This window comes from Bradyrhizobium sp. PSBB068 (genome assembly GCA_016839165.1).
GTDB lineage: Bacteria > Pseudomonadota > Alphaproteobacteria > Rhizobiales > Xanthobacteraceae > Bradyrhizobium.
Genome location: CP069300.1, coordinates 450,863 through 472,625, shown reverse-complemented (window position 1 = coordinate 472,625; position 21,763 = coordinate 450,863). Strand labels below are relative to the sequence as shown.

Annotated in this window: 21 protein-coding genes; 9 read left to right on the top strand and 12 right to left on the bottom strand. The window is 65.3% G+C overall.

Annotated elements, in window-relative coordinates; translation table 11 throughout:
- Positions 1-67: 67 nt before the first annotated feature.
- Positions 68-1,294, bottom strand: coding sequence for an ABC transporter substrate-binding protein (locus JQ507_02185; protein QRI70375.1), 1,227 nt, complete (start codon positions 1,292-1,294; stop codon positions 68-70).
- Positions 1,295-1,582: 288 nt separating this feature from the next.
- Positions 1,583-2,509 (bottom strand): methyltransferase domain-containing protein, encoded by a 927-nt coding sequence (locus tag JQ507_02180; GenBank protein QRI70374.1) that lies wholly within the window; start codon positions 2,507-2,509, stop codon positions 1,583-1,585.
- A gap of 137 nt (positions 2,510-2,646) precedes the next feature.
- Between JQ507_02180 and JQ507_02175 the strand changes: the two genes are divergently transcribed.
- The 5 genes from JQ507_02175 (at position 2,647) to JQ507_02155 (ending at position 8,193) form a co-directional block, all read left to right on the top strand.
- Positions 2,647-3,711: a ligase-associated DNA damage response exonuclease gene (locus JQ507_02175; GenBank protein ID QRI70373.1), complete on the top strand. Its 1,065-nt coding sequence runs from the start codon at positions 2,647-2,649 to the stop codon at positions 3,709-3,711.
- Entirely contained in the window at positions 3,708-5,564 is a 1,857-nt protein-coding gene (locus JQ507_02170) for a cisplatin damage response ATP-dependent DNA ligase (GenBank protein QRI70372.1), read from the top strand. Before JQ507_02175 ends, JQ507_02170 begins: the two co-directional genes overlap by 4 nt.
- A gap of 99 nt (positions 5,565-5,663) precedes the next feature.
- Positions 5,664-5,972 carry a hypothetical protein gene (locus JQ507_02165; GenBank protein ID QRI70371.1) on the top strand — a complete coding sequence of 103 codons (309 nt, stop codon included), beginning with the start codon at positions 5,664-5,666 and terminating at the stop codon, positions 5,970-5,972.
- A 22-nt stretch (positions 5,973-5,994) separates the two neighbouring features.
- Complete coding sequence (locus tag JQ507_02160) at positions 5,995-6,729, top strand: MBL fold metallo-hydrolase (protein QRI70370.1); 735 nt, start codon at positions 5,995-5,997, stop codon at positions 6,727-6,729.
- A gap of 120 nt (positions 6,730-6,849) precedes the next feature.
- Positions 6,850-8,193, top strand: a complete 1,344-nt coding sequence (locus JQ507_02155; protein ID QRI70369.1) for an MATE family efflux transporter — start codon at positions 6,850-6,852, stop codon at positions 8,191-8,193.
- On the opposite strand, the gene JQ507_02150 is transcribed toward JQ507_02155, so the two are convergent.
- Both JQ507_02150 and JQ507_02145 read right to left on the bottom strand, forming a co-directional pair.
- A complete protein-coding gene (locus tag JQ507_02150) occupies positions 8,165-9,262 on the bottom strand; it encodes a quinone-dependent dihydroorotate dehydrogenase (protein ID QRI70368.1) in 1,098 nt (365 codons plus the stop codon). The genes JQ507_02155 and JQ507_02150 overlap by 29 nt on opposite strands.
- Positions 9,259-9,603: a DUF952 domain-containing protein gene (locus tag JQ507_02145; protein QRI70367.1), complete on the bottom strand. Its 345-nt coding sequence runs from the start codon at positions 9,601-9,603 to the stop codon at positions 9,259-9,261. Before JQ507_02145 ends, JQ507_02150 begins: the two co-directional genes overlap by 4 nt.
- 199 nt (positions 9,604-9,802) lie before the next feature.
- Between JQ507_02145 and JQ507_02140 the strand changes: the two genes are divergently transcribed.
- Entirely contained in the window at positions 9,803-10,456 is a 654-nt protein-coding gene (locus tag JQ507_02140; protein ID QRI70366.1) for a helix-turn-helix transcriptional regulator, read from the top strand.
- Between the two features lie 166 nt (positions 10,457-10,622).
- Here JQ507_02140 and JQ507_02135 read toward each other — a convergent pair whose 3' ends face one another.
- The 6 genes from JQ507_02135 to JQ507_02110 form a co-directional block, all read right to left on the bottom strand.
- The gene (locus JQ507_02135) at positions 10,623-11,408 is read right to left on the bottom strand and encodes a class II aldolase/adducin family protein (GenBank protein ID QRI70365.1); all 786 of its coding nucleotides are present in this window, start codon (positions 11,406-11,408) and stop codon (positions 10,623-10,625) included.
- A 160-nt stretch (positions 11,409-11,568) separates the two neighbouring features.
- Positions 11,569-13,209: a lysine--tRNA ligase gene (locus JQ507_02130; GenBank protein ID QRI70364.1), complete on the bottom strand. Its 1,641-nt coding sequence runs from the start codon at positions 13,207-13,209 to the stop codon at positions 11,569-11,571.
- Between the two features lie 117 nt (positions 13,210-13,326).
- Positions 13,327-14,352, bottom strand: a complete 1,026-nt coding sequence (locus tag JQ507_02125) for a transporter substrate-binding domain-containing protein (GenBank protein ID QRI70363.1) — start codon at positions 14,350-14,352, stop codon at positions 13,327-13,329.
- A 92-nt stretch (positions 14,353-14,444) separates the two neighbouring features.
- Positions 14,445-15,035, bottom strand: a complete 591-nt coding sequence (locus tag JQ507_02120; GenBank protein ID QRI70362.1) for an SCO family protein — start codon at positions 15,033-15,035, stop codon at positions 14,445-14,447.
- An 18-nt stretch (positions 15,036-15,053) separates the two neighbouring features.
- Positions 15,054-15,242, bottom strand: coding sequence for a hypothetical protein (locus JQ507_02115; protein QRI70361.1), 189 nt, complete (start codon positions 15,240-15,242; stop codon positions 15,054-15,056).
- A 149-nt stretch (positions 15,243-15,391) separates the two neighbouring features.
- A complete protein-coding gene (locus tag JQ507_02110) occupies positions 15,392-15,859 on the bottom strand; it encodes a hypothetical protein (protein QRI70360.1) in 468 nt (155 codons plus the stop codon).
- A gap of 274 nt (positions 15,860-16,133) precedes the next feature.
- Between JQ507_02110 and JQ507_02105 the strand changes: the two genes are divergently transcribed.
- Entirely contained in the window at positions 16,134-17,792 is a 1,659-nt protein-coding gene (locus JQ507_02105; GenBank protein QRI70359.1) for an FAD-binding dehydrogenase, read from the top strand.
- A gap of 176 nt (positions 17,793-17,968) precedes the next feature.
- On the opposite strand, the gene JQ507_02100 is transcribed toward JQ507_02105, so the two are convergent.
- Positions 17,969-18,316, bottom strand: coding sequence for a helix-turn-helix transcriptional regulator (locus JQ507_02100; GenBank protein QRI70358.1), 348 nt, complete (start codon positions 18,314-18,316; stop codon positions 17,969-17,971).
- Positions 18,317-18,421: 105 nt separating this feature from the next.
- On the opposite strand from JQ507_02100, the gene JQ507_02095 reads away from it, so the two are divergent.
- Both JQ507_02095 and JQ507_02090 read left to right on the top strand, forming a co-directional pair.
- Positions 18,422-19,867, top strand: a complete 1,446-nt coding sequence (locus JQ507_02095; GenBank protein QRI70357.1) for a CDGSH iron-sulfur domain-containing protein — start codon at positions 18,422-18,424, stop codon at positions 19,865-19,867.
- A 128-nt stretch (positions 19,868-19,995) separates the two neighbouring features.
- Positions 19,996-20,346 carry a RidA family protein gene (locus tag JQ507_02090; protein ID QRI70356.1) on the top strand — a complete coding sequence of 117 codons (351 nt, stop codon included), beginning with the start codon at positions 19,996-19,998 and terminating at the stop codon, positions 20,344-20,346.
- 85 nt (positions 20,347-20,431) lie between these two features.
- Here the strand turns inward: JQ507_02090 and JQ507_02085 are convergent, their stop codons facing one another.
- Positions 20,432-21,499 (bottom strand): alpha/beta fold hydrolase, encoded by a 1,068-nt coding sequence (locus JQ507_02085; GenBank protein ID QRI73141.1) that lies wholly within the window; start codon positions 21,497-21,499, stop codon positions 20,432-20,434.
- Positions 21,500-21,763 lie beyond the last annotated feature (264 nt).

Here is a 21,763-nt window from a genome sequence, read left to right as displayed (position 1 = left end):
TTCCCCGAATGGATCGATGGATTGCTTCGCTTCGCTCGCAATGACGGGATGGGGGCGTCTGCGCCCCCTACTCCGTCATCGGCTCGCCGGCGAGGTCCCAGTCCTTGCCGTTGAAGATCGAGATGTAGAGCGTCTTCATCGGCGTGTAGTCGTCGGGCGTGTAGCTGTAATTGATGCCATCGAGGAAATAGGGCGAGTGGAAGCCGGCCAGCGTGGTGGCGTGCTTCAGCACGTTGGCGCGGGTCAGATCGTCGCCGCAGCGGCGCAGGATTTCGCCCATCGTCGCCGCCTGGCCGTAGCCGGCGAAGGCGATGGTGTTGTCAGGATCGACGTTCGGCAGGTACTTCTTGCGCAGCTCCTCGAACGCCATCACATCAGCATCCTTCTCGTAACGCGGCACGCCGACTTCCTTGTTGTAGCGGATGGCGACGATGTCCTTGGCGTTCTCCAGCCCCGCGGCGCTCAGGATCGAGCGGCCGGTCGAGCCCGCCGACAACAGCTGCAACGGCTTCCAGCCGAGCTCGGCCACCTTGCGGATCGACTGCGACGTCGCCTTGCCTGTGGTGATGTTGTAGAACACGTCGGCGCCCGACTTCGACAGATTGATCAGCTGGGAATCGACCGTCGGATCGGTGAGATCGTAGGTCTGCTCCATGATCACCTGGGCCTTGCCGCCGGCGTCAGTCAGCACCTTCTTGAACGGACCGAGGAAGTCACGGCCGAAATCGTCGTTCTGGTAGAGGATGCCGATCTTGGCGTTCGGCTTCACACTGACGACATGCTTGGCGAGGATGCGCGCCTCGGTCGGATAGAGCGGCAGGCCCGCCATGGTCCATTTGAAGTTCTTCGGGTCGTTCCACTTCGAGGCGCCGGTATTGAGCAGCAACTGCGGCACGCCCTTGGAATTGAGATATTTGTGCACGGAGGTCTGCGGCGCGGTGCCGAGCGAGCCATAGAGCGCCAGCACCTCCTCCTGCTCGACCAGGCGGCGCGTCGCCTCGACGCATTTCGGCGCGCTGTAGGCGTCGTCCATGGTGAGGAACTTCACTTTGCGGCCGTTGATGCCGCCCTTGTCGTTCAGCATCTGGAAATAGGCTTCGCCGACGCGGCCGAGCACGCCATAGAGCGAGCCGGGGCCGGAATGCGGCACGGTCTGGCCGAGCTTGATCTCGGTGTCGCTTGCACCCGGATCGTACTTCTTGTCCGCGGCCCGGACGAACGGCGCCGGCAGCACGGACGCTGCGATCACGGACAATGCGGTGGCGCCGAATTCGCGCCGCGTATGTTTTTTCATTGTGTCTCTCCCTGAGGCGCAAAGCTCTCGCATTCCGCCCAGCGCCGGGCAAGCACGAAGTCACGGCTTCGCGACGCAATGCCGCGTCACGGCAAATGCGTAGCGTGTAGACTCAAGTTCGGGAGCGAGATGCATGAACATGCACCCTCTCCCCTTGTGGGAGAGGGTGGCTTCGATGCGAGAGCATCGAAGCCGGGTGAGGGGTCTGTCTCCGCGGATAGAGACCCCTCATCCGGCGCGGATTGCATCCGCGCCACCTTCTCCCACAAGGGGAGAAGGTCAAGAACGTCACGGCTTGACGGCAACTGCGACAAGCCCAGGTGCCGGGATGTTGTCCTCGTTGCGCGCGGAGAGATCGTCGAGCAGCGCCAGTGTCAGCCCGGCGGCCGCAACGGTTGCCCGCACATGGGCTGCGCTGTGGGCGTAGCGCAGCCCCTCGCCGAGGATGACACCCTCTCCGTCATGGGTCTCGGTCGTAAACGCGAACACGCCGCCCGCGACCAGCACGCGCCTCGCCTCGGCGAGCACGGGCGCGAGATCGGCGATATAGACCATCGCATCCGCGGCGAGAATCAATTCGGCGCTGGCATCCGGCTTGCCGGCAATGCCGTTGAGCATGTCGTCGACCTCGAGCTCGGCGTAGAGGCCGGTGGCGCGCGCCTTGTCGATCATGCGGGGCGACAGGTCGATCCCGATGAAGCGATCGACATGCCGCGCGAATGCGCCGGCCGCGAGCCCGGTGCCGCAGCCAAGATCGATCGCGCGCTTGAAGAACGCCGGCTTCTTCGCGGCAGCGCGCACCGACAGCACCGCCTTGAACAGCAGCGCCGGGCCGCGATAGCCGAGATCGCCGACCAGTGCCGCCTCGAAGCGCGGCGCATATTGATCGAACAGCGTCCGCACATAGCCGGGCGGCATCGAACTGACCGGCTCGATGCCGAGCTGCATCAAATGCAGGCCGGCGCCGTGGCGGTCCTCGGGATCGGCGTCGCGCGCGGCGCGGAAGGCCGCAATCGCGGCCTCGCGTTGCCCGAGCTCGAGGCGGATCTTGCCCAGCGTGTACCAGGCCGACGGAAATTTCGGCACCAGCTCGATCGCCTGTTCGAGCAGCTCGGCAGCGGCCGGCAGGTCGCCCTTCAATTGCAGGTCGCGCGCAAACTCGTAGCGGCGGTCGGCAACGAGGTCGCCGGAGGACAGGAACAGGCGGGGCGCCATTCTCTTCAAGGAACCGATGTTGCGACAGCCCCGGTCGGGCCATCCATCAAGGCACGGACTTTTTCCGGAGATGGAGGCGCGGGTCAAGCCCGGGCATGACGGCTAAACATCGCGGTTTGACCGCCTATATAGGACCAATGCGCTCGCAAGACATCCTGATGCCCGTCCCGGCCGGGCTTTGCTGCAAGCCCGGCGGCTTCCACATCGATCCTGTCAGGCCGGTCGAACGGGCGCTGATCACCCATGGCCATTCCGACCACGCGCGGACGGGCCACGGCGCGGTGCTTGCGACCCAGGAAACGCTCGACATGATGCGGCTGCGCTATGGCGAGAATTTCGCCGGCTCCGTGCAGGCGGTCGCCTATGGCGAGGAGATCAGGCTCGGCGACGTCACGGTGTCGTTTCATCCCGCCGGCCACGTGCTGGGCTCCGCCCAGATCTCGGTCACCTGCAAGGACAGGCGCATCGTCGCCTCCGGCGACTACAAGGACGCGCGGGACCCGACCTGCGCGCCGTTCGAGCTCGTGCCCTGCGACGTCTTCGTCACTGAGGCGACGTTTGGATTGCCTGTGTTCCGCCATGGCGATGCCGCCGGCGAGGTGAACAAGCTGCTCGCGTCCGTCAAACTGTTTCCGGAGCGTGCGCATCTGGTCGGCGCCTATTCGCTCGGCAAGGCGCAGCGGGTGATCGCGCTGCTGCGCGAGGCCGGCTACGACGCGCCGATCTATCTGCATGGCGCGATGGAGAAGATCACGTATTATTATCAGGAGCGCGGCATTCCGCTCGGCGAGCTCCGGCCTGCGCGCGGCATGAAGAAGGCCGAGCTTGCCGGCACCATCACGCTGGCGCCACCCAGCGCGACATCGGACGTGTGGACGCGTCGCTTCCCCGATCCGGTCACCGCCTTCGCCTCGGGCTGGATGCGGGTGCGCGCACGCGCGCGACAAGGCGGCATCGAGCTGCCGCTGGTGATCTCGGATCACGCCGACTGGGACGGGCTGACGGCGACGATTGCGGCCACCGGCGCCGGCGAAATCTGGGTCACCCACGGCCAGGAAGACGCGCTGGTGCATTGGTGCAAGAGCAAGGGCCTTGCCGCGCGGCCGCTCGATCTGGTCGGCTATGGCGACGAGGACGAGGGTGAGACCGCGGCAGTCACCGGCGAAGGCGAGGCCAAGCCCGACGGCGAGGCGACATCGTGAACCGCTTTGCCGAACTGCTCGACCGGCTCGCCTACGAGCCCGGCCGCAACAACAAGATCAGGCTGCTGGTCGGCTATTTCCGCGAAACCGAAGATCCGGACCGCGGCTACGCGCTGGCGGCGCTGACCGGTGCATTGTCGTTCAAGCACGCCAAGCCGGGCTTGATCCGTGACCTGATCACCGAACGCACCGATCCGGTGCTGTTCGGCTATTCCTATGATTACGTCGGCGATCTCTCCGAGACCGTCGCGTTGATGTGGCCGAAGGCGACTGGCGCATCTCACAACGAGTCTTTGCTGGGCTACCCCTCTCCCCAACCCTCCCCCGCAAGGGGGGAGGGAGCCCAACCGTCGTGCTCACCTCACAGCAACGTTGTGACCGACATGAGTGAGGGACGCACTGTTGGATGGGTTCCCTCCCCCCTTGCGGGGGAGGGTGAGGGAGAGGGGTACCGCGGGCGAGATGTCGCCGAGACTCCACGCACGCACAACAACCCACCTCCCCCGACGCTGACCGACGTCGTCACGACGCTGCGCACGCTCGGCAAGGCGGAGCTGCCGGCGCAACTGGCGCGCTGGCTGGACGAGCTCGACGAGACCGGGCGCTGGGCGCTGCTGAAGCTCGTCACCGGCGCGATGCGGATCGGGATCTCGGCTCGGCTGGCGAAGACCGCTGCGGCGGCACTCGGCGACAAGGACCCGCACGAGATCGAGCTGATGTGGCCCGGGCTGTCACCGCCCTATCTCGACTTGTTCGCATGGCTCGAAGGCCGCGGCGACAAGCCGGTCAACCGCGATCCGACCCCGTTCCGCCCGGTGATGCTGGCGCATCCGATCGAGGATAGCGACTTCGCCAATCTCGACGCCGCCGAGTTCAGCGCGGAATGGAAGTGGGACGGCATCCGCGTGCAGGCGGTCGCCGGCCGCGACGCGCGCGGTCACATCCAGGCGCGGCTCTATTCGCGCACCGGCGAGGACATCACCGGCAGCTTCCCCGACCTCGTGCCCTCGCTGCATCTGCCCGGCGCGGTCGACGGCGAATTGCTGGTGCTGCGCGACGGCCGCGTGCAGACCTTCAACGTCTTGCAGCAGCGGCTGAACCGCAAAGTCGTCTCGCCGAAGCTGATCAAGGAATTCCCGATCCATCTGCGCGCCTACGACCTGCTCGGCGACGACGAGAACGATCTGCGCGAGCTCCCATTCACTGAACGGCGCGCGCATCTCGAAGCCTTCGTCGCCAGGCTCGGCGATCCGCGCATCGACCTGTCGCCGACGGTTCCGTTCGCGAGCTGGGAGGAACTGGCCGCGGCGCGCGCCGATCCGAAAAGCGCCGGCGCCGGCGACGATGCCGACGCCGTCGAGGGCGTCATGCTGAAGCGGCGCGACGCGCCCTATCTGCCGGGACGGCCGAAGGGCCCATGGTGGAAATGGAAGCGCGATCCGCACATCATCGACGCGGTGCTGATGTATGCCCAGCGGGGCCACGGCAAACGCTCGTCATACTACTCCGACTACACGTTCGGGGTCTGGACCCGCGGCGATGCGGGCGACGAGCTGGTGCCGGTCGGCAAGGCCTATTTCGGCTTCACCGACGAGGAGCTTTTGCAGATCGACCGCTTCGTCCGCCGCAACACCACCGAGAAGTTCGGCCCGGTGCGGCATGTCGTGCATGAGCCGGATCAGGGGCTGGTGCTGGAGGTCGCGTTCGAGGGCCTGCAGCGCTCGTCGCGTCACAAATCCGGCGTCGCGATGCGCTTTCCCCGGATCAGCCGGCTGCGCTGGGACAAGCCGCCGCGCGAGGCCGACCGGCTGGAGACACTTGAACGGATGTTAATCTCCATGACAGGAAGTTAAACCCGCAAGCCGCATGGCAGCCATTGATCGCCGCTCACGGATTTCCCATGTGCTCCGCCGTGACCTATAATGCGCGGACAATTCCGCCAGGAGATACAGATGCCGAACGACGTCAGGGACTTGCCGGCCGGAGGCCAGAGCGACGGCCTGTACCGCTTTCTCGGCGGCTCGCCGCTCTCGGTGGCGTTCCGGCTGATCCTGCTCTCGATCCTGGTCGGCGTCGTGCTCGCCGCGATCGGCCTCGACCCATGGAACATCCTCTACAGCGTCCGCAGGCTGTTCCAGACCATCTGGGATTTCGGCTTCGACGCGATCAACTGGGCCTGGCGCTACTTCCTGCTCGGCGCCGTGATCGTGATCCCGATCTGGCTGCTGTCGCGGCTGTTCGGTGCGCCGCGCGGCCGGTGATCCAAGGGAAGGCCCGCAGCCGATGCAATTGCGATTTGTCGGCTGCGGCGATGCGTTCGGCTCCGGCGGCCGCTTCAACACCTGCTTCCACGTCAGCAGCGAGCGCGTCAATTTCCTGATCGATTGCGGCGCCTCCTCGCTGCCGGCGCTGAAGCGGCTCGAGATCGACCGCGACGCGATCGACCTGATCCTGATCACGCATTTCCACGGCGACCATTTTGCCGGATTGCCGTTCTTCCTGCTCGATGCGCAGTTCTCCCGCCGCACCCGGCCGCTGGTGATCGCGGGGCCGCAAGGCATCGAGACGAAATTGCCCGAAGTGATGGAGGTGATGTTCGAGCATTCCTCCAAAACCAGGCAGCGCTTCGACCTGTCCGTCGTCACGCTCGCGCCAAGGGAACGGCGCAGCTTCGGCGACGTGACCGTGACGCCCTACCCTGTGGTGCATGGCGAATCCGGCGGGCCGTTTCTCGCCTATCGCGTCGAGGCGGAAGGCCGCACCGTCTGCTATAGCGCCGACACCGAGTGGACCGACGCGCTGATCCCGGCCGCGCAGAACGCAGACCTCTTCATCGCCGAAGCCTACACCTACGACAGAACGGTCAAGAACCATCTCAGCCTGAAAACGCTGGAAGCGCATTTGCCGGTCATCAACGCAAGGCGAGTGGTGCTGACCCATATGAGCGACGACGTGCTCGCTCGCATCGACGAGCTACCCTATGCGGCCGCGAGCGACGGCTTGGTCGTGGTGTTCTGACGACGCAATTGCGTTGCCGGCTGCCCACCCCCCTCGCCGCCGCATTGCTCTGAGCACAATTCCGGCATGGTCGCGCGACGGACGACGCGCTAGAAGCATACATTCCTTGCAACCGTAGCCATGCACGCACCCATCCACCCGAAGATCTCCACCCGCCAGGTGTTCGCCATCGCCGGCCCCGCGATGGTCGCCAATTTGACCACGCCGCTGATCGGCATCGTCTCGACCACCGCGATCGGCCGCCTCGACGATGCTGCGCAGCTCGGCGGGGTGGCGATGGCCTCGGTGATCTTCGATTGCCTGTTCTGGCTGTTCGCTTTCCTGCGCATGAGCACACTGGCCTTCACCGCGCAGGCGCAAGGCGCCGGCGAGCCGCAGGAATACGCCGCGATCCTGGTGCGCGGCTTCATCGTCGCCGGCCTGATCGGCGCCGCGCTGATCGCGCTGCAGCTGCCGCTCGCCGCAATCACGTTCCAGCTGATGGGCGGCAGCGAAGGCGTCACGCGTGCGGCGAAAACCTATTTCATGATCCGGATCTGGTCGGCGCCGCTGGCGCTCGCCAATTACGTCATCCTGGGCTGGCTGGTCGGCCAGGCGCGCGCCAATCTGGCGCTGGCGCTGCAGATCGTGATCAACCTGATCAACATGATTGCGACCGTGCTGCTGGTGCAGGCCTATGGCGCCGGCATTGCCGGAGCCGCGATCGCCGCCGTGCTCGCCGAGACCGCTGGTTTCGTTGTCGGCATCGTCGTGGCGTGGCGGATCTCGCAAACAGGCTTCGCGGTTCCCGCGGCCACGCTGTTCGATCGCACCAAGCTGATGCGCATGCTGGCCGTCAACCGCGACATCATGGTCCGTACCGCGGCGCTGATCGTCGTGTTCCTGTTCTTCACCGCCAAGGGCGCGCGCGAGGGCGACGTCACGCTGGCGGCGAATTCGGTGCTGAACAACTTCCTGCTGGTCAGCGCCTTCTTTCTCGACGGCCTCGCCAACGCCGCCCAGCAGCTGTGCGGCCGCGCCTTCGGCGCGCGCGACGGACGCGGCTTTGCCGATTCGACCCGGCTGGTGCTGCTGTGGGGCATCGGCTTTGCGCTGGTGGTGTCGGTGCTGTTCGCACTGTTCGGACCGGCGCTGATCAAGCTGATGACGACCAGCGACGACGTGCGCCGCTATGCGCGCGACTTCCTGCCGTTCGTGGTCATGGCGCCCCTGCCCGGCGTGTTCGCGTTCGGCTTCGACGGCATCTATGTCGGCGCAACCTGGGCGCGCGAGATGCGCAATCTGATGCTGGCCTCGCTCGCGATCTTCCTCGCCACCTGGTGGGCGCTCAGCGCATACGGCAACACCGGCCTGTGGATCGCTCTGATCGGCTTCTACGTCGCCCGCGGCGGCCTGCAGGGCCTGCGCTATCCGGCGATGCTGCGGAAGACGTTCGCTACCTCACCGGCCAGTCCTCGGCCGTGATGGCCGCGGCGTCGGCGCCGACGATTTCCGACAAAGAGTCGCGCCCCGTGCGCAGCAGGGTCGAGGACAGATCGCGCTTGATGTCCTCGACCAGGCCGATGCCCTTGTAGACCAGCGAGGAATAGAGCTGGATCAGGCTGGCGCCAGCGCGGATCTTGGTCAGCGCGGCGCCGCCGGAATCGATGCCGCCGACGCCGATCAAGGGAAAGGCGCCTTCGACACGCACATAGGTCTCGGCCACCATCCGCGTCGAGAGGCGAAACAACGGACGGCCCGACAGGCCGCCCTGCTCCTTGGCACGGGTTTCCTCGCGCAAGGTCGAGGGACGCGCCAGCGTGGTGTTGGCGACGATCATGCCGTCGACGCCGCGCGAGCGAGCGATGTGCACGACGTCGTCGAGCTCGGCGAGGCTCAGATCCGGGGCGATCTTCAGCAGCACCGGTGAATCGCCGGCGTTCTTGCGCACGCGCTCGCGGGTATCGATCACCCGCGCCAGCAAATCGTCGAGCGCCGCCGATTGCTGCAGATTGCGCAGGCCCGGCGTATTCGGCGAGGAGACGTTGACGGTGAAATAGCTCGCGACCGGCGCGAAGGTCTCGATCAGCTTCACGTAGTCGGCAATGCGGTCCTCTGAATCCTTGTTGGCCCCGACATTGACGCCGACGATGCCGCCACCGCCGGCGCGCGCGGCGAGCCGCCGCAGCACGGCTTCCGCGCCGTCATTGTTGAAGCCCATGCGGTTGATGACGGCTTCGTCGCGCTCGAGGCGAAACAGCCGCGGCCGCGGATTGCCGGCCTGCGGTTTCGGTGTCACCGAGCCGATCTCGACAAAGCCGAAGCCGAGCCGCAACAGCGCGTCAGGCACCTCGGCGCTCTTGTCGAACCCCGCCGCCATGCCGATCGGATTCGGAAAGTTCAGCCCGAAGGCGCGCACCGCGAGCTTGGGATCATCCGGCCGCAGCCGGACCGGCGGCAGCAGTTTCAGGCCCTGGATCGCCATGCGATGGGCATCCTCGGGATCGAACCAGCGCAGCAGCGGCAGCGAGAAGGCGTCGAAGGCACGGATCACGGCTTGAGCTCCGGAACGTCGTGGCCGCCGTCGGAGCGCGCGCGCAGGCTCAGGATTTCGGTGACCGCGCCGAGGTCGAGTTCGCCATAGAGATGTGGAAACAGTTCGTCATTGCGCGACCGCTCCCAACGCAGGGCATCGCCGAGCGCATCGGCGTCGACCGCGACCAGGAACAGGCCGGTTTGTCCGTGGTAATGCTTGCGCGCGGTCTCGGCGACCTGCGAGGCCGTGGAAAAATGGATGAAGCCGTCGCGATTGTCGTCCGCACTGCCCCGGTACACGCCCTGCCGCTCGGCTTCGCGCCAGGCCGAAGCGGGGGTGATTTTATAGATCATGGGCACGGCCCGGCCTTCCCTTTTGTCCTTGAGTCTCTTGGGGTTTTATCCGGATTTGAGGGGAAATGCCCCAGACGCCAACTGGCGAGCGAGGGACCGTATCGGCGGTAGCGGCGCAACTCAAGCGGTGCCGCGCCAGATCCGGCGGCAGATTTGCGAAAATCGAAGTTTCAGGCAATAATTCCTACCATCCGGGATATCCTCGATGGCCAAACAGTCCAAAGCCGCCCGACCGCTGACCCACGCTCAGGTCTGGGCCGCGCTCGACCGGCTCGCCGAACGCGCCGGCCTGTCACCGTCCGGACTTGCCAAGCAGTCCGGCCTCGATCCCACCACGTTCAACAAGTCCAAGCGCGTGACCGGCGACGGCCGCGAGCGCTGGCCATCGACCGAATCGCTCTCCAAGGCGCTGGCCGCGAGCAACGCCAGCATGGAGACCTTCGTGCAGCTGCTCGGCGACGGCCCGCGCGGCGGCCAGTCGGTGCCGCTGCTCGGCTTCGCGCAGGCCGGCGCCGGCGGCTATTTCGACGACTCAGGTTTTCCCGCCGGCAAGGGCTGGGACGAGGTGGCGCTGCCGGCAACGTCAGACGAGCACGCCTATGCGCTCGAGATCGACGGCGACTCGATGAAGCCGGCCTATCGCGAAGGCGACATCATCGTGGTGTCGCCGGCAACCGCGATCCGCCGCGGCGACCGCGTCGTGGTGCGCACCACCGGCGGCGAGGTGATGGTGAAGGAGTTGAAGCGCCGCACCGGCAAGGTGCTGGAGCTCGCCTCGCTCAATCCGGAGCACCCCGACCGCATGCTCGATGCCGAGGAGGTCGCGTGGATCGCGCGGGTGGTGTGGGCGAGCCAGTAGCAGGCGATGCAGTCACCACACAATCGGTGTCGTCCCGGCGCAGGCCGGGACCCATAACCACCGCATAGCACTGCTTACGCACGCTGAGGCCGCAACCTGCCCAACCAACCCAGCCCTGTGGTTGGGTCCCGGCTTTCGCCGGGACGACGGCGGAGTTTGACGCGAACTACGTCGCGTAGTCCGGCTCCTTGCGGTCCAGCATCCGCTTCAGCGCATCGAAATGCCGCTGCGACGGGCTTGGGCCCCTGTAGAGGTGATCGTCGCGGAAATCGCGCTTGGTCTTTTCCACCACATGCTGCGGCAATTGCTTGAGCGGCTGCTGGGTCCACATCGCGTAGATCTGCACCTGCGCGGCGCGCTCGATGTAGTAGAGCCGATCATAGGCATCGGCGACGGTCGCGCCGACGGTCGAGATGCCGTGATTGGCCATGAACAGGATGGTCTTGTTGCCGATCACCTTGGCGAGCCGCGCACCTTCCGCAGGGTCGAGCGCAGGGCCGGTATAGAGGTCGTCATAGGCGATCGCCTCCGACAGTCCGACCTCGGTCTGGCCGATCTCCTTGATGCGAGGATCCTCGAGCCGCGTCAGCGCGCTCGCATACGGCATGTGGGTGTGGAACACCGCCTTGGCTTGCGGCAGCGCCTTGTGGATCGGCGCGTGGATGCAATAGCAGGAGCGCTCGACCTCACCCTCGCCGCGCTTCACCTCGGCATCGTCGATACCGACCTCCATGAAGGACGACGCAGTCACCTCCGACCAGTGCATGCCGAACGGGATCTGGTAGTAGCGGTCGCTGCGGCCGGGCACTACGAAGGTGAGATGGTTGAAGATGCCTTCCGAAAAGCCGTGGATGTAGGCGAGCCGATGCGCCGCGGCGAGATCGACCCGCGCCTGCCATTCCTCGGCGCTCGTACTGTCCTGCAGCGATGTCGGCGAAACCCTGAACTGCATGCGCGCGCTCCCATCTGTGCCGGCCGCTCTGCGGAGGCCGTGCTGATTTTATGGAGCCAGTGTAGCGCAGTCCGCCGCAGACCTCCGGTGAAATTGCCGGGGATCAGCCATCCGCATTTTGCGGCTCTTTGTCCCTCCCCTCGCGGGGAGGAACGGAAGTTTACGACGACCGCGCCAGCGCACCGTCGATCATGTTGACCGCGTTCTGCACACCATAGACCGCGACGAAGGAGCCGAAGCGCGGGCCCTTCTCCTGGCCGAGCAGCACCTGGTAGAGCATGTTGAACCAGTCGAGCGACACGCCCGGACGGCCGTCCTTGCCCTTCTTGACCATGTCGAGGAACGGCTCGCGGCGGCCGATCTCGTAGACCACGTTCTGGATATCTTCCGCGGTCGCATCAGCTTGCATGTTGGCGAGCGCATCGCGCAGGTCCTGCAACGCGGCGCGTTCACCCTCGGTCGGTTCGCGGAACTGCTTGGTCGGCGCCACGAAGTCGCGATAATAGTTGATGGCGTAGCCGACCATTGCATCGAGCTTCGGATGGGTCTCGGGCGTCACACCCGGCCGATAGCGGCCGATGAAGCCCCACAGCGTCTCGGCATTTTCCGCATTCGACGACGACACCAGCGTCAGCAGCAGCTGGAAGGTGACCGGCATGTCGGCCTGCGGCGGCTTGCCGGAATGGATGTGCCAGACCGGATTCTGCAGCTGCTGTCGCGGTTCCTGGCGCGTGAAGCCATCGAGGAACTGCTGGTAGTCGTCGACATTGCGCGGGATGACGTCGAAATAGAGCCGCTTCGCCGCCTTGGGCTCGCGATACATGAACAGCGACAGCGATTCCGGCGAGGCATAGCGCAGCCACTCGTCGATGGTCAGGCCATTGCCCTTCGACTTCGAGATCTTCTGGCCCTTCTCGTCGAGGAACAGTTCATAGTTGAAGCCTTCCGGCGGCGTGCCGCCGAGCGCCGCGCAGATCTTCGCCGACAGCTTCACCGAGTCGATCAGGTCCTTGCCGGCCATTTCATAGTCGACGCCGAGCGCGTACCAGCGCATCGCCCAGTCCGGCTTCCATTGCAGCTTGCAGCGGCCGCCGGTGACCGGGACGGTGACGCTCTCCTTGGTGTCGGGATCTTCATAGGAGATCGTGCCGGCCTTGGCGTCGTGCGCGGTCACCGGCACGTAGAGCACGAGACCGGTGCGCGGACAGATCGGCAGGAACGGCGAATAGCTCGCGGCGCGCTCCTCACGCAGCGAGGGTAGCATGATCGCCATCACCTTCTCGATCCGCTCCAGCATCCGCAGCAACGCGGCATCGAACCGGCCCGAGGTGTAGTATTCGGTCGAGCTCGCGAACTCGTAGTCGAAGCCGAACTGATCGAGGAAGGCGCGCAGACGCGCATTGTTGTGCTGGCCGAAGCTCGGGTGGGTGCCGAACGGATCGGGCACCTTGGTCAGCGGCTTGCCGAGATGCTGTTGCAGCAGCTCCTTGTTCGGCACGTTGTCCGGCACCTTGCGCAGGCCGTCCATGTCGTCGGAGAAGGCAAGCAGCCGCGTCTTGATCTTGTCCTCGGTGAGCACGCGGAAGGCATGGCGCACCATCGTGGTGCGCGCGACCTCGCCGAAGGTGCCGATATGCGGCAGGCCCGAGGGGCCGTAGCCGGTCTCGAACAGCACTTCGTCCTTCGGATTTTTCTTCAGCCGCGCCACAATCGCTTTCGCCTGCTCGAACGGCCAGGCGTTGGATTGTTCGGCGAGCGCCCGCAGGTCGCTCGGGCTGGCGGCAAGATCAATCACGGACATTTCTTCGAGCTTTCTCCAAAAAGGCCGCGAAACCTAACGCTTTCGCGGCAAAATGCAAAACGACGGGAGTCTCGAGATTCCGGGTTCGATGCTTCGCTTCGCCCCGGAATGACGGAGCTAGAACGGGCTGATCGAGAAATAGCGCAGCCACAGGTCGGTGAAGCGGCCTTTTTCCCAGATCCGGAACAGCGCCCAGTTCAGCGACTGCCGCAGCAGGTCGTTGCCCTTGCGCACGGCGATGCCGACGCCCTCGCCGAAATAGCGGCTCTCGACAAAGGGGCCGCCGGAGAACGCGCAGCATTCGGCGGAATCGGTGCCGTTGATCCAGAACGCCAGCGAGATCGCATCGCCGAAGATGAAGTCGACCTCGCCGCGGCGCAGCGCCGCGCGCAGCGCATCGTTATCCGGATAGGAATGGATCTCGGCGTCGGTGAACATCGCCTTGAGGTAGGCCTCGTGCGAAGTGCCTCCGATGACGCCGACCTTCTTGCCCTCGAGATATTCCGGGCGGATTTCCGGCATCACATTGTCGCGGCGCGACACGAAGCGCGCCGGCGCGCGGTAATAGGGATCGGTGAAATCGACCTTGGCGCGCAGCTGCGGCGTCACCGCCATCGAGGCGATGATGGCGTCGCCCCGGTTGGTGGCGAGCGCATCGATCAGGGTCTCGAAGCGGCGCATCTGGATAGTGCAGGTGACCTTGATCTCGTCGCAGAGCGCGCGCGCCAGATCGACGTTGAAGCCGGCCGGATTGCCGTCCGGACCGGTGAAGTTGAACGGCGGATAATCGGTCTCGGTCAGGAAGCGGATCACGGTGAGCCGCGACAGGTCCGGCCGATCCGGCCGGCGCCGCGGGTCCCAGAAGCCCGGCACCGCCTGCGGCGCAGCCTCGGCGGCCTTGGGCGGCTGATTCGGCTGCGACGGGGCAGCTGCCGCCGGGGGCGCCGCTGGTGCCGGGGCAGGCCTTGCGGGCGGAGGCGGCGCAGCGGCCGGCTTGGCCGCTGGCGCCTGCGGTGGCTGTGCCGGTGGTGTCTGTGCGACCGCGGGCTCCGCCATCACCAGCACGACGGCGGCAATCATCCCCGCGGCCAGGCGAAGCTGGCGCGAGCGGACGGCAAAAGGCTGGGCGGACGGATTGGGCATAACCGGCAATAATCAGGGAATTGAACGGCTTATAGACCATCCGGCGCGTGATGCGAGCGCCGATTGGGCGAATCCCGAACCGGAAAGGGCGGTCAGAGATACCGTTTGAGATCGACCGCCGCCTCTTCGGGCGTCCGTTTCAGATTGAACGGCGCGACGAAATGGCCGTCGCGGTCCATCAGATAGATCAGCGCGGTGTGATCCATCGTGTAGTCGCCATCCTTCAGCGGCACCTTCTTGGCGTAGACGCGATAGCTCGACAGCACCTTGGCGATCGCTGTGGGATCGCCGGTCAGGCCCTTGAGGTGCGGATCGAAGCTCGACAGATAGTCCTTCATCGCCGCAGCGGTGTCGCGTTCCGGATCGACCGAAACGAAATAGGCGTTCACGCGGTCGGCGTCCTTGCCCATCGCCTTCAGGACCTCGGAAATCTCGAACAACGAGGTCGGGCAGATGTCCGGGCAATGGGTGAAGCCGAAGAAGATCAGCGTCGGCTTGCCCTGGAGGTTCTTGTCGGTGACGGTCTGGCCGGACTGATCGGTGAGCTGGAACGGCCCGCCGATCGCGGCCGGCGCTGCGACGGTGCGCAAGCCGCCGACTGCCCACAGCATGAGGAACAGGCCGACCGCCAGACTGCCCGCGAAGGCAGCGAAGATCACCAATGGGCGCGTGGTCCGGGTCATGGTGTGAGGGCGTCCTTGTCAGAAGCAGGCGGAGATGCCGGCCGTGATCATTTCGAAAAACACCGCGGTCCCGTAGTGGAACCAGAGCGCGGCAGCGGCGAGCAAGGCCAATCCGCCGATGCCGGCAGCGCCCCACAGGATCATCGACGCCACCCGGCCCTGCAGAGCCGTCACGTGCTCGGATCGGGTGGAGATCGGCTGAACCATCCGGTTCAGATAAGCCGGGTTCCCCAAGGCAGCAAGCGCTATGGCGGTCGCGGGCCGTCAAATGATAGCGAGCCGATTTCCGCTGCCTGTCCCATCATGCCCCAGGTTACCGGCCATGCGCGAAAGGACGTTAGGCCGAGATCGGCCGCTCAGTGCGCGGGTTTGGGCGCCGAAGCCTGGGCGTTGAGATAGCACGGCTTGTACAGCGCCTGCAGCTGCTTGCCTTGCAGGAAGATCATCCGCCGGGTCAGGCCGCCGCGATCGTTGATCCATTTGCGCACCGCCGGCGGGTACATCAGGTACAGCATATGGGTGGCTTCGGGGTTGGGCACCGGCCGGCCGTTGTCGCCGTAATCCCAGGCGGCATGGAAGCCGAGACTGGCGTGCGAGGTCACACAGATCCGGTCATGAGGAACCTTGCCGAGCACGATGGTGCAGGCCGAGGCGCACAGCCCGTCGATGATCACGGTCTCACCCGACGTGCGCAGGTCCTGGTACTTGTCGACATAGACCCCGATCTTGCCGCCGCGATCGTCGGCGATCCTGACCACTGCTTGTGACGCCCCCATTCCCGCCAGCAGGAGAACCGCCGCGAGCAACCCCGTCATCAACTTCATTGGCCAGCCCCAGTCCAAACCGAATCTGTTGGTCTTGTGATGCAGACGGCGTGAGCGTGTTGCGAGACTGGATTTTTGTCCAGACGAGCGAAGCCGGTCAAAACAAAATCAAATTGGGTGTTGCGCGCACGCTGCAGTGGCGCGTGGAAAAGGTCCCAAACCGGAACAACTTGCCGCAACCATTTGATGCCTTGCCGCCACAGGCAAGGTCCATTTGGCGTTGACCGCGAACAGTGACGCGGTCTTGAATCGCGGCGGGACGGGGGACACCAAAATGGCTGACGATGCAGATGTGATCGTGATCGGCGCCGGACTTGCCGGCCTGGTCGCCGCAACCGAGATCGCCGACGCAGGCAAGCGCGTCATCGTGCTCGATCAGGAAGGGGAACAGAGCATCGGCGGCCAGGCTTTCTGGTCGTTCGGCGGATTGTTCCTGGTCGATTCGCCGGAACAGCGCCGGCTCGGCATCAAGGATTCGATCGACCTCGCGCTGCAGGACTGGATGGGCACCGCGGGTTTTGATCGTGACGAGGATCACTGGCCGCGCAAATGGGCGGAGGCCTATGTCGCATTCGCGGCGGGCGAGAAACGCGACTGGCTGCGCGCGATGGGCCATCGCATCTTCCCCGTCGTCGGCTGGGCCGAGCGCGGCGGCTACGACGCCATGGGCCACGGCAATTCGGTGCCGCGCTTTCACGTCACCTGGGGCACCGGCCCCGGCATCGTCGAGCCGTTCGAGCGCCGCGCGCGCGAGGCCGCCAGGAGCGGACTGCTGGTGTTCAAGTTCCGCCATCGCGTCGATGCGCTCAGCGTCAGCAACGGCACGGTCGACGGCGTCAGCGGCGCCATCCTGGAACCGAGTTCGGTCGAGCGCGGCAAGAGCTCCTCGCGCAATGTGGTCGGCGATTTCACGCTGCGCGCGCAGGCTGTCATCGTCGCCTCCGGCGGCATCGGCGGCAATCACGACCTGGTGCGGCAAAACTGGCCGCGGCGGCTCGGCGAACCGCCGAAGTTCATGATCTCCGGCGTGCCCGAACATGTCGACGGCCGCATGATCGGGATCACCGAGGCCGCGGGCGGGCGGCTGATCAACCGCGACCGCATGTGGCACTATGTCGAGGGCATCCAGAACTGGAACCCGATCTGGCCGCGTCACGGCATCCGGATTCTGCCCGGGCCGTCGTCGATGTGGTTCGACGCATCAGGCAAGCGGCTGCCGGCGCCGCTGTTCCCGGGCTCCGACACGCTCGGGCAGCTGCATTACATCATGGGCACCGGCTACGATTATTCGTGGTTCATCCTGACCCAGAGCATCATCAAGAAGGAGTTCGCGCTGTCAGGCTCCGAACAGAACCCTGATCTGACCGGCAAGAGCTGGCGCATGACGATCAAGCGCGCCACCAACAAGGGCGCGCCGGCGCCGGTCGAAGCCTTCAAGCAGCATGGCGCCGACTTCATCGTGCGCGACAACCTCGCCGACCTCGTCGCTGCCATGAACAAGCTCGCCGGCAATGACCTGTTGCAGCCCGACGCTATCAAGGCGCAGATCGAGGCGCGCGACCGCGAGATCACCAACCCCTATGTCAAGGATGCGCAGGTGATGAACCTGCACAATGCGCGGCGCTATATCGGCGACCGGCTGATCCGGACCGCCAAGCCGCACCGCATCCTCGATCCCGAGCACGGCCCGCTGATCGCAGTGAAGCTCAACATCCTGACCCGCAAGACGCTCGGCGGCTTCGAGACGGATCTCGATTCACGCGTATTCGGCAACGATCACCAGATCATAAGCGGGCTCTATGCCGCCGGTGAAGCCGCCGGCTTCGGCGGCGGTGGCGTGCACGGCTATCGCTCGCTGGAGGGGACGTTCCTCGGCGGCTGCCTGTTCTCCGGCCGCAACGCCGGGCGCGCGGCGGCGAAGGCGGTGGGTTAGGCACGCGGGCTTAAAATATCGAAAACAACCCCATGCAAAGGAGCCGCTGGCGTTCGGTCAGGCACCGAGCGACCGAGCGACTTGACACGTCGGGCAACTCAGGTGCATTCTTCTAATATTCAGAAATTGCGCAAAGTGTCCCTCGCCCCGCGGCCACAGCCCGATCTCATCTTGCCCTACTCCACCTCCACGCTGGCGAAGCGCACCCCGAACGTGTCCGCATTCGCCTCGCCCCAATCGTACAGCGCCTGCAGCATCGGCTTCAGCATCTCGCCGCGCCTGGTGAGGCAATAGCGCGAGGCGCCGCCGCCGCGCTCCTGCTTGACGAACCCCGAGTTGCAGAGATCGCGCAGGCGCTCGGTCAAGACCTTGTCACTGAGCTGCGGAATGTCGTGGCGCAACTCGCCGTAGCGCATCGGGCGGACCTTGAGGCGGCTCAGGATCACGGTCTTCCATTTGCCGCTGAGCTGGTCGATCGAGAACTCGACCGGGCAACCATATTTGCGCTTGGTCTTGCGGATCATCGCAACTCTCCTGCGGCACTTTCCATCTGGTTCGTTGAGCGCCGCCATCGATCCATCTAAGCACGCTTTGCGCGGGTTGGGCGAGTTCAGGGAATACTGCAAGGCATGACAGAAGACAGTTCCGTCGAGCGTGCGAACGACAAGCAGAAGCCGCGCAAGCGCATCGTCGTCAGAAGCAACGGTCCCTACGAAGCCGAGCCCGGCATTGCGATCGTCGATCATCTCGGTGTGCCTGTTGCAGCCGAGGCGCCGGTGCGGCTGTGCCGCTGCGGACAATCGCAGACAAAGCCGTTCTGCGACGACAGCCACGTCGCGCGCGGCTTCACCGACGGCAGGGATCCGCGGCGGGTGCCCGACAAGCTCGACGTCCATGCGGGACAACAAGCCTATGTGTTCGACAATCGCGGCACCTGCGCGCATTCCGGCTTTTGCACCGACCGGCTCAATTCCGTGTTTCATCTCGGCGAGGAGCCTTTCATCGCGCCAAGCGGGGCGCGTCTGGATGATCTCATCAACGCGGTGCGCAGGTGTCCGTCGGGCGCACTCGGCATCGGCATTGGTCCCGCGCGGGACACCAACCTGTCCGACGTCGACCGGCCGCCGCAGATCGAAGTGTCGAAGGACGGCCCCTATCGGCTCACCGGCCATGTCGAACTGGTCGGTGAGGATGGCGCGCCGATCGCACGAAACGAAGGTGCGTCGCAGGAACATGCCAGCCTGTGCCGCTGCGGTTCATCGCTGAACAAACCGTTCTGCAGCGGCATGCACTGGAATGTCGATTTTCACGATCCCGTCCCCGATCCCTTGCGCGAGCCGACGCTGTTCGAATGGGCTGGCGGCTATCCGGCGCTGCTCGACATGACGCGCATCTTCTACAGCCGCTACGTGCCGGAGGATCCGCTGCTCGGCCCGCTGTTCGCCGAGATGTCGCCGGACCATCCGGAACGGGTCGCGGCCTGGCTGAGCGAAGTGTTCGGTGGCCCGCGCTTCTATACCGAACGCTATGGCGGCTATCGGCGGATGGTGTCGCAACATATCGGCAAGGAGATCCGGCCGGAGCAGCGCGCGCTGTGGGCCACCTACATGGTGCAGAGCGCCGACGACGCCGGCTTGCCATCCGATCCGGAATTCCGCGCCGCCTTCGTCGCCTATATCGAATGGGGCTCGCGGATCGCGGTGGAGAATTCCGGCGCCGACGCGACACCGCCGCCGAACATGCCGGTGCCGCGCTGGTGGTGGGTCTGCAACGCGACGCCCGCGGCGCGACCATCCGCCATCGCAGACGATGCGCAGGGCGCGAACGAGGTCAGCGTCGTGCTGCCGGGTCCCGATGAAGAGGTGCAATTCGAACAGCACATCCGGCCGCTGTTCCGGCCGATGGACCGCAATTCGATGCTGTTCGCTTTCGATCTCTGGAAGGAGGAAGACGTCAGCAAGCACAGTCGGCAGATTCTGGCTCGCCTCGAGGCCGGCACGATGCCGTGCGATGGCGCGTGGCCGGCCGAGCGGATCGCCCTGTTCGCGCGCTGGGCGTTCCAGCCGCATTCGTGACAACGCGATTGCGCCGAGGTGATCTCGGTGCAATTCAGGCGATTTCCGTGAGCCGTGCTGCAAATTGCGCAGTGGCGGCGGACGCGCCGGCAGGCTAGAGAGTTTCCGCCATTCAAGTGGAGACCCAAATGAGCATTCAGCGTTTCGAAACCGGCCCGCGCATGAGCCAGGCTGTCGTACACGGCAACACCGTCTATCTGGCCGGCGTCGTCGCCGGCAAGGCGGCGGGCGGCAGCGTCACCGACCAGACCAAGGACATCCTGTCGATCATCGACGGCCATCTCGCCAAGGCCGGCACCGACAAGTCGAAGCTCCTCAGCGCGACCATCTACATCACCGACATGAAGACCTTCCCGGAGATGAACGCGGTGTGGGATGGCTGGGTCTCCGCGGGCAACACCCCGGCCCGTGCCACCGTCGAGGCCAAGCTTGCGGCGCCCCAGTACAATGTCGAGATCATGGTCGTCGCGGCCAAGTAAGCGCGACAAGTAAGCGCGACATCGCGATGGACGTTCGATGCCCCGGATTGCGAAACCGCAGTTCGGGGCATTTTCATTTGGCGCCTCACGCGCTGATCCGCGCTCGCCCGCCTGTGGCCTCGTCGAGATCGGACTGAAGCCAGCGTGCAATCCGGCGCCACGGGCCGGTCAGGGCCATGCAGCCGACGAACAGGCCGAGATGGCCGCACGGCTCGGTGTCGCATTGCAACCATGCGGGCGGCGTGCCCAGGAGCCGCATTGTCGCGAATGCCTGATCAGGCGGAACAACGATGTCCTTCTCCGCAGCGAGCAGGAAGACGGGCAAGGTCACTGCGGCAAGATCGATCTTGCGACCGAGCGCAACGAAGTCTCCGGCCGCGATCCGGTTCTGGCGAAAGATCCAGTCGGTCACTTCGAGGTAGTAGGTGCCGGGCAGATCAAGCGTCTCGTCGTTCCAGCGCGTAAAGCGATCGAGCAGGACCCGCGCATCCTCCGACTTGCCGTCGAGCCGCCGCTGCAGCGCAGCCTCCACGTCAAGCAGGTTGAACGGGAGGCTCCAGACCTGAAGCATGTGCTCGCCGCTGACGATCCCTTCACCCTGCCGCACCATTGCCTCGAAGGATTGCTGCGGGAGCGAGGCGACCATCCTGGAAAGCTCCGACGGCACCGACACGTCAACCGGGCTGCCCGCAAGCACCAGCCGCCGCACCTTGTCGGGAAAGCGCGCCGCATAGAGCAGTGACAGCCATCCTCCCTGACAGAGACCTGCGAGGTCGACGGGTGGTCCGATGGTGTCAACGGCGACGTTGAGATCGGACAGAAAGGTGTCAATCGAGAAATACCGCATCTCCGGCGTCGCCGAGCGCCAATCGGTGAGATAGAGACGTGCAGTACCGGCCTCCTGCAACGCCGCCATCAGGCTGTGGCCGTGTGCAAGATCCGCGATCTTCGCGCGGTGCAGCGCGTAGGGCGCGCAGACCAGCAGCGGCGGGCCCTCGACCGCGCTCGAGAAGTCGAGCAGGCGCATCGTCGGCAATTGCAGCGCGACGGAATTGGCCGTCGTCCAGGGCAGTTCCTGTTCGTCTGACGCATCTGTGGGCTCGGCCGGGCGATCCGGGTACCATTGTGAGGAGATGTCCAGCGCCAATCGCATGGCCTCAAACGGCCATAGCCAAGCGTGCTGCACCCAGTTGGTGCTGCCACTCCGTTCAGAGGGGTCTGCTTTTTCGCGCAAGCTCATTCACCGATTGATCGCCGACCAAGATGGTCAGGCCGGCGCAGGTCTAAACCTTGACCCCGATCAAGAACCGACGAATTAAGGTCGAACACCTTACGTCAACCAGCCGGAACGGAAGCCATGCCGGGAAGTCACGATCTCGCGATCCCGGCGCGACTTTGGCGGGGCGCGGACAGCCGG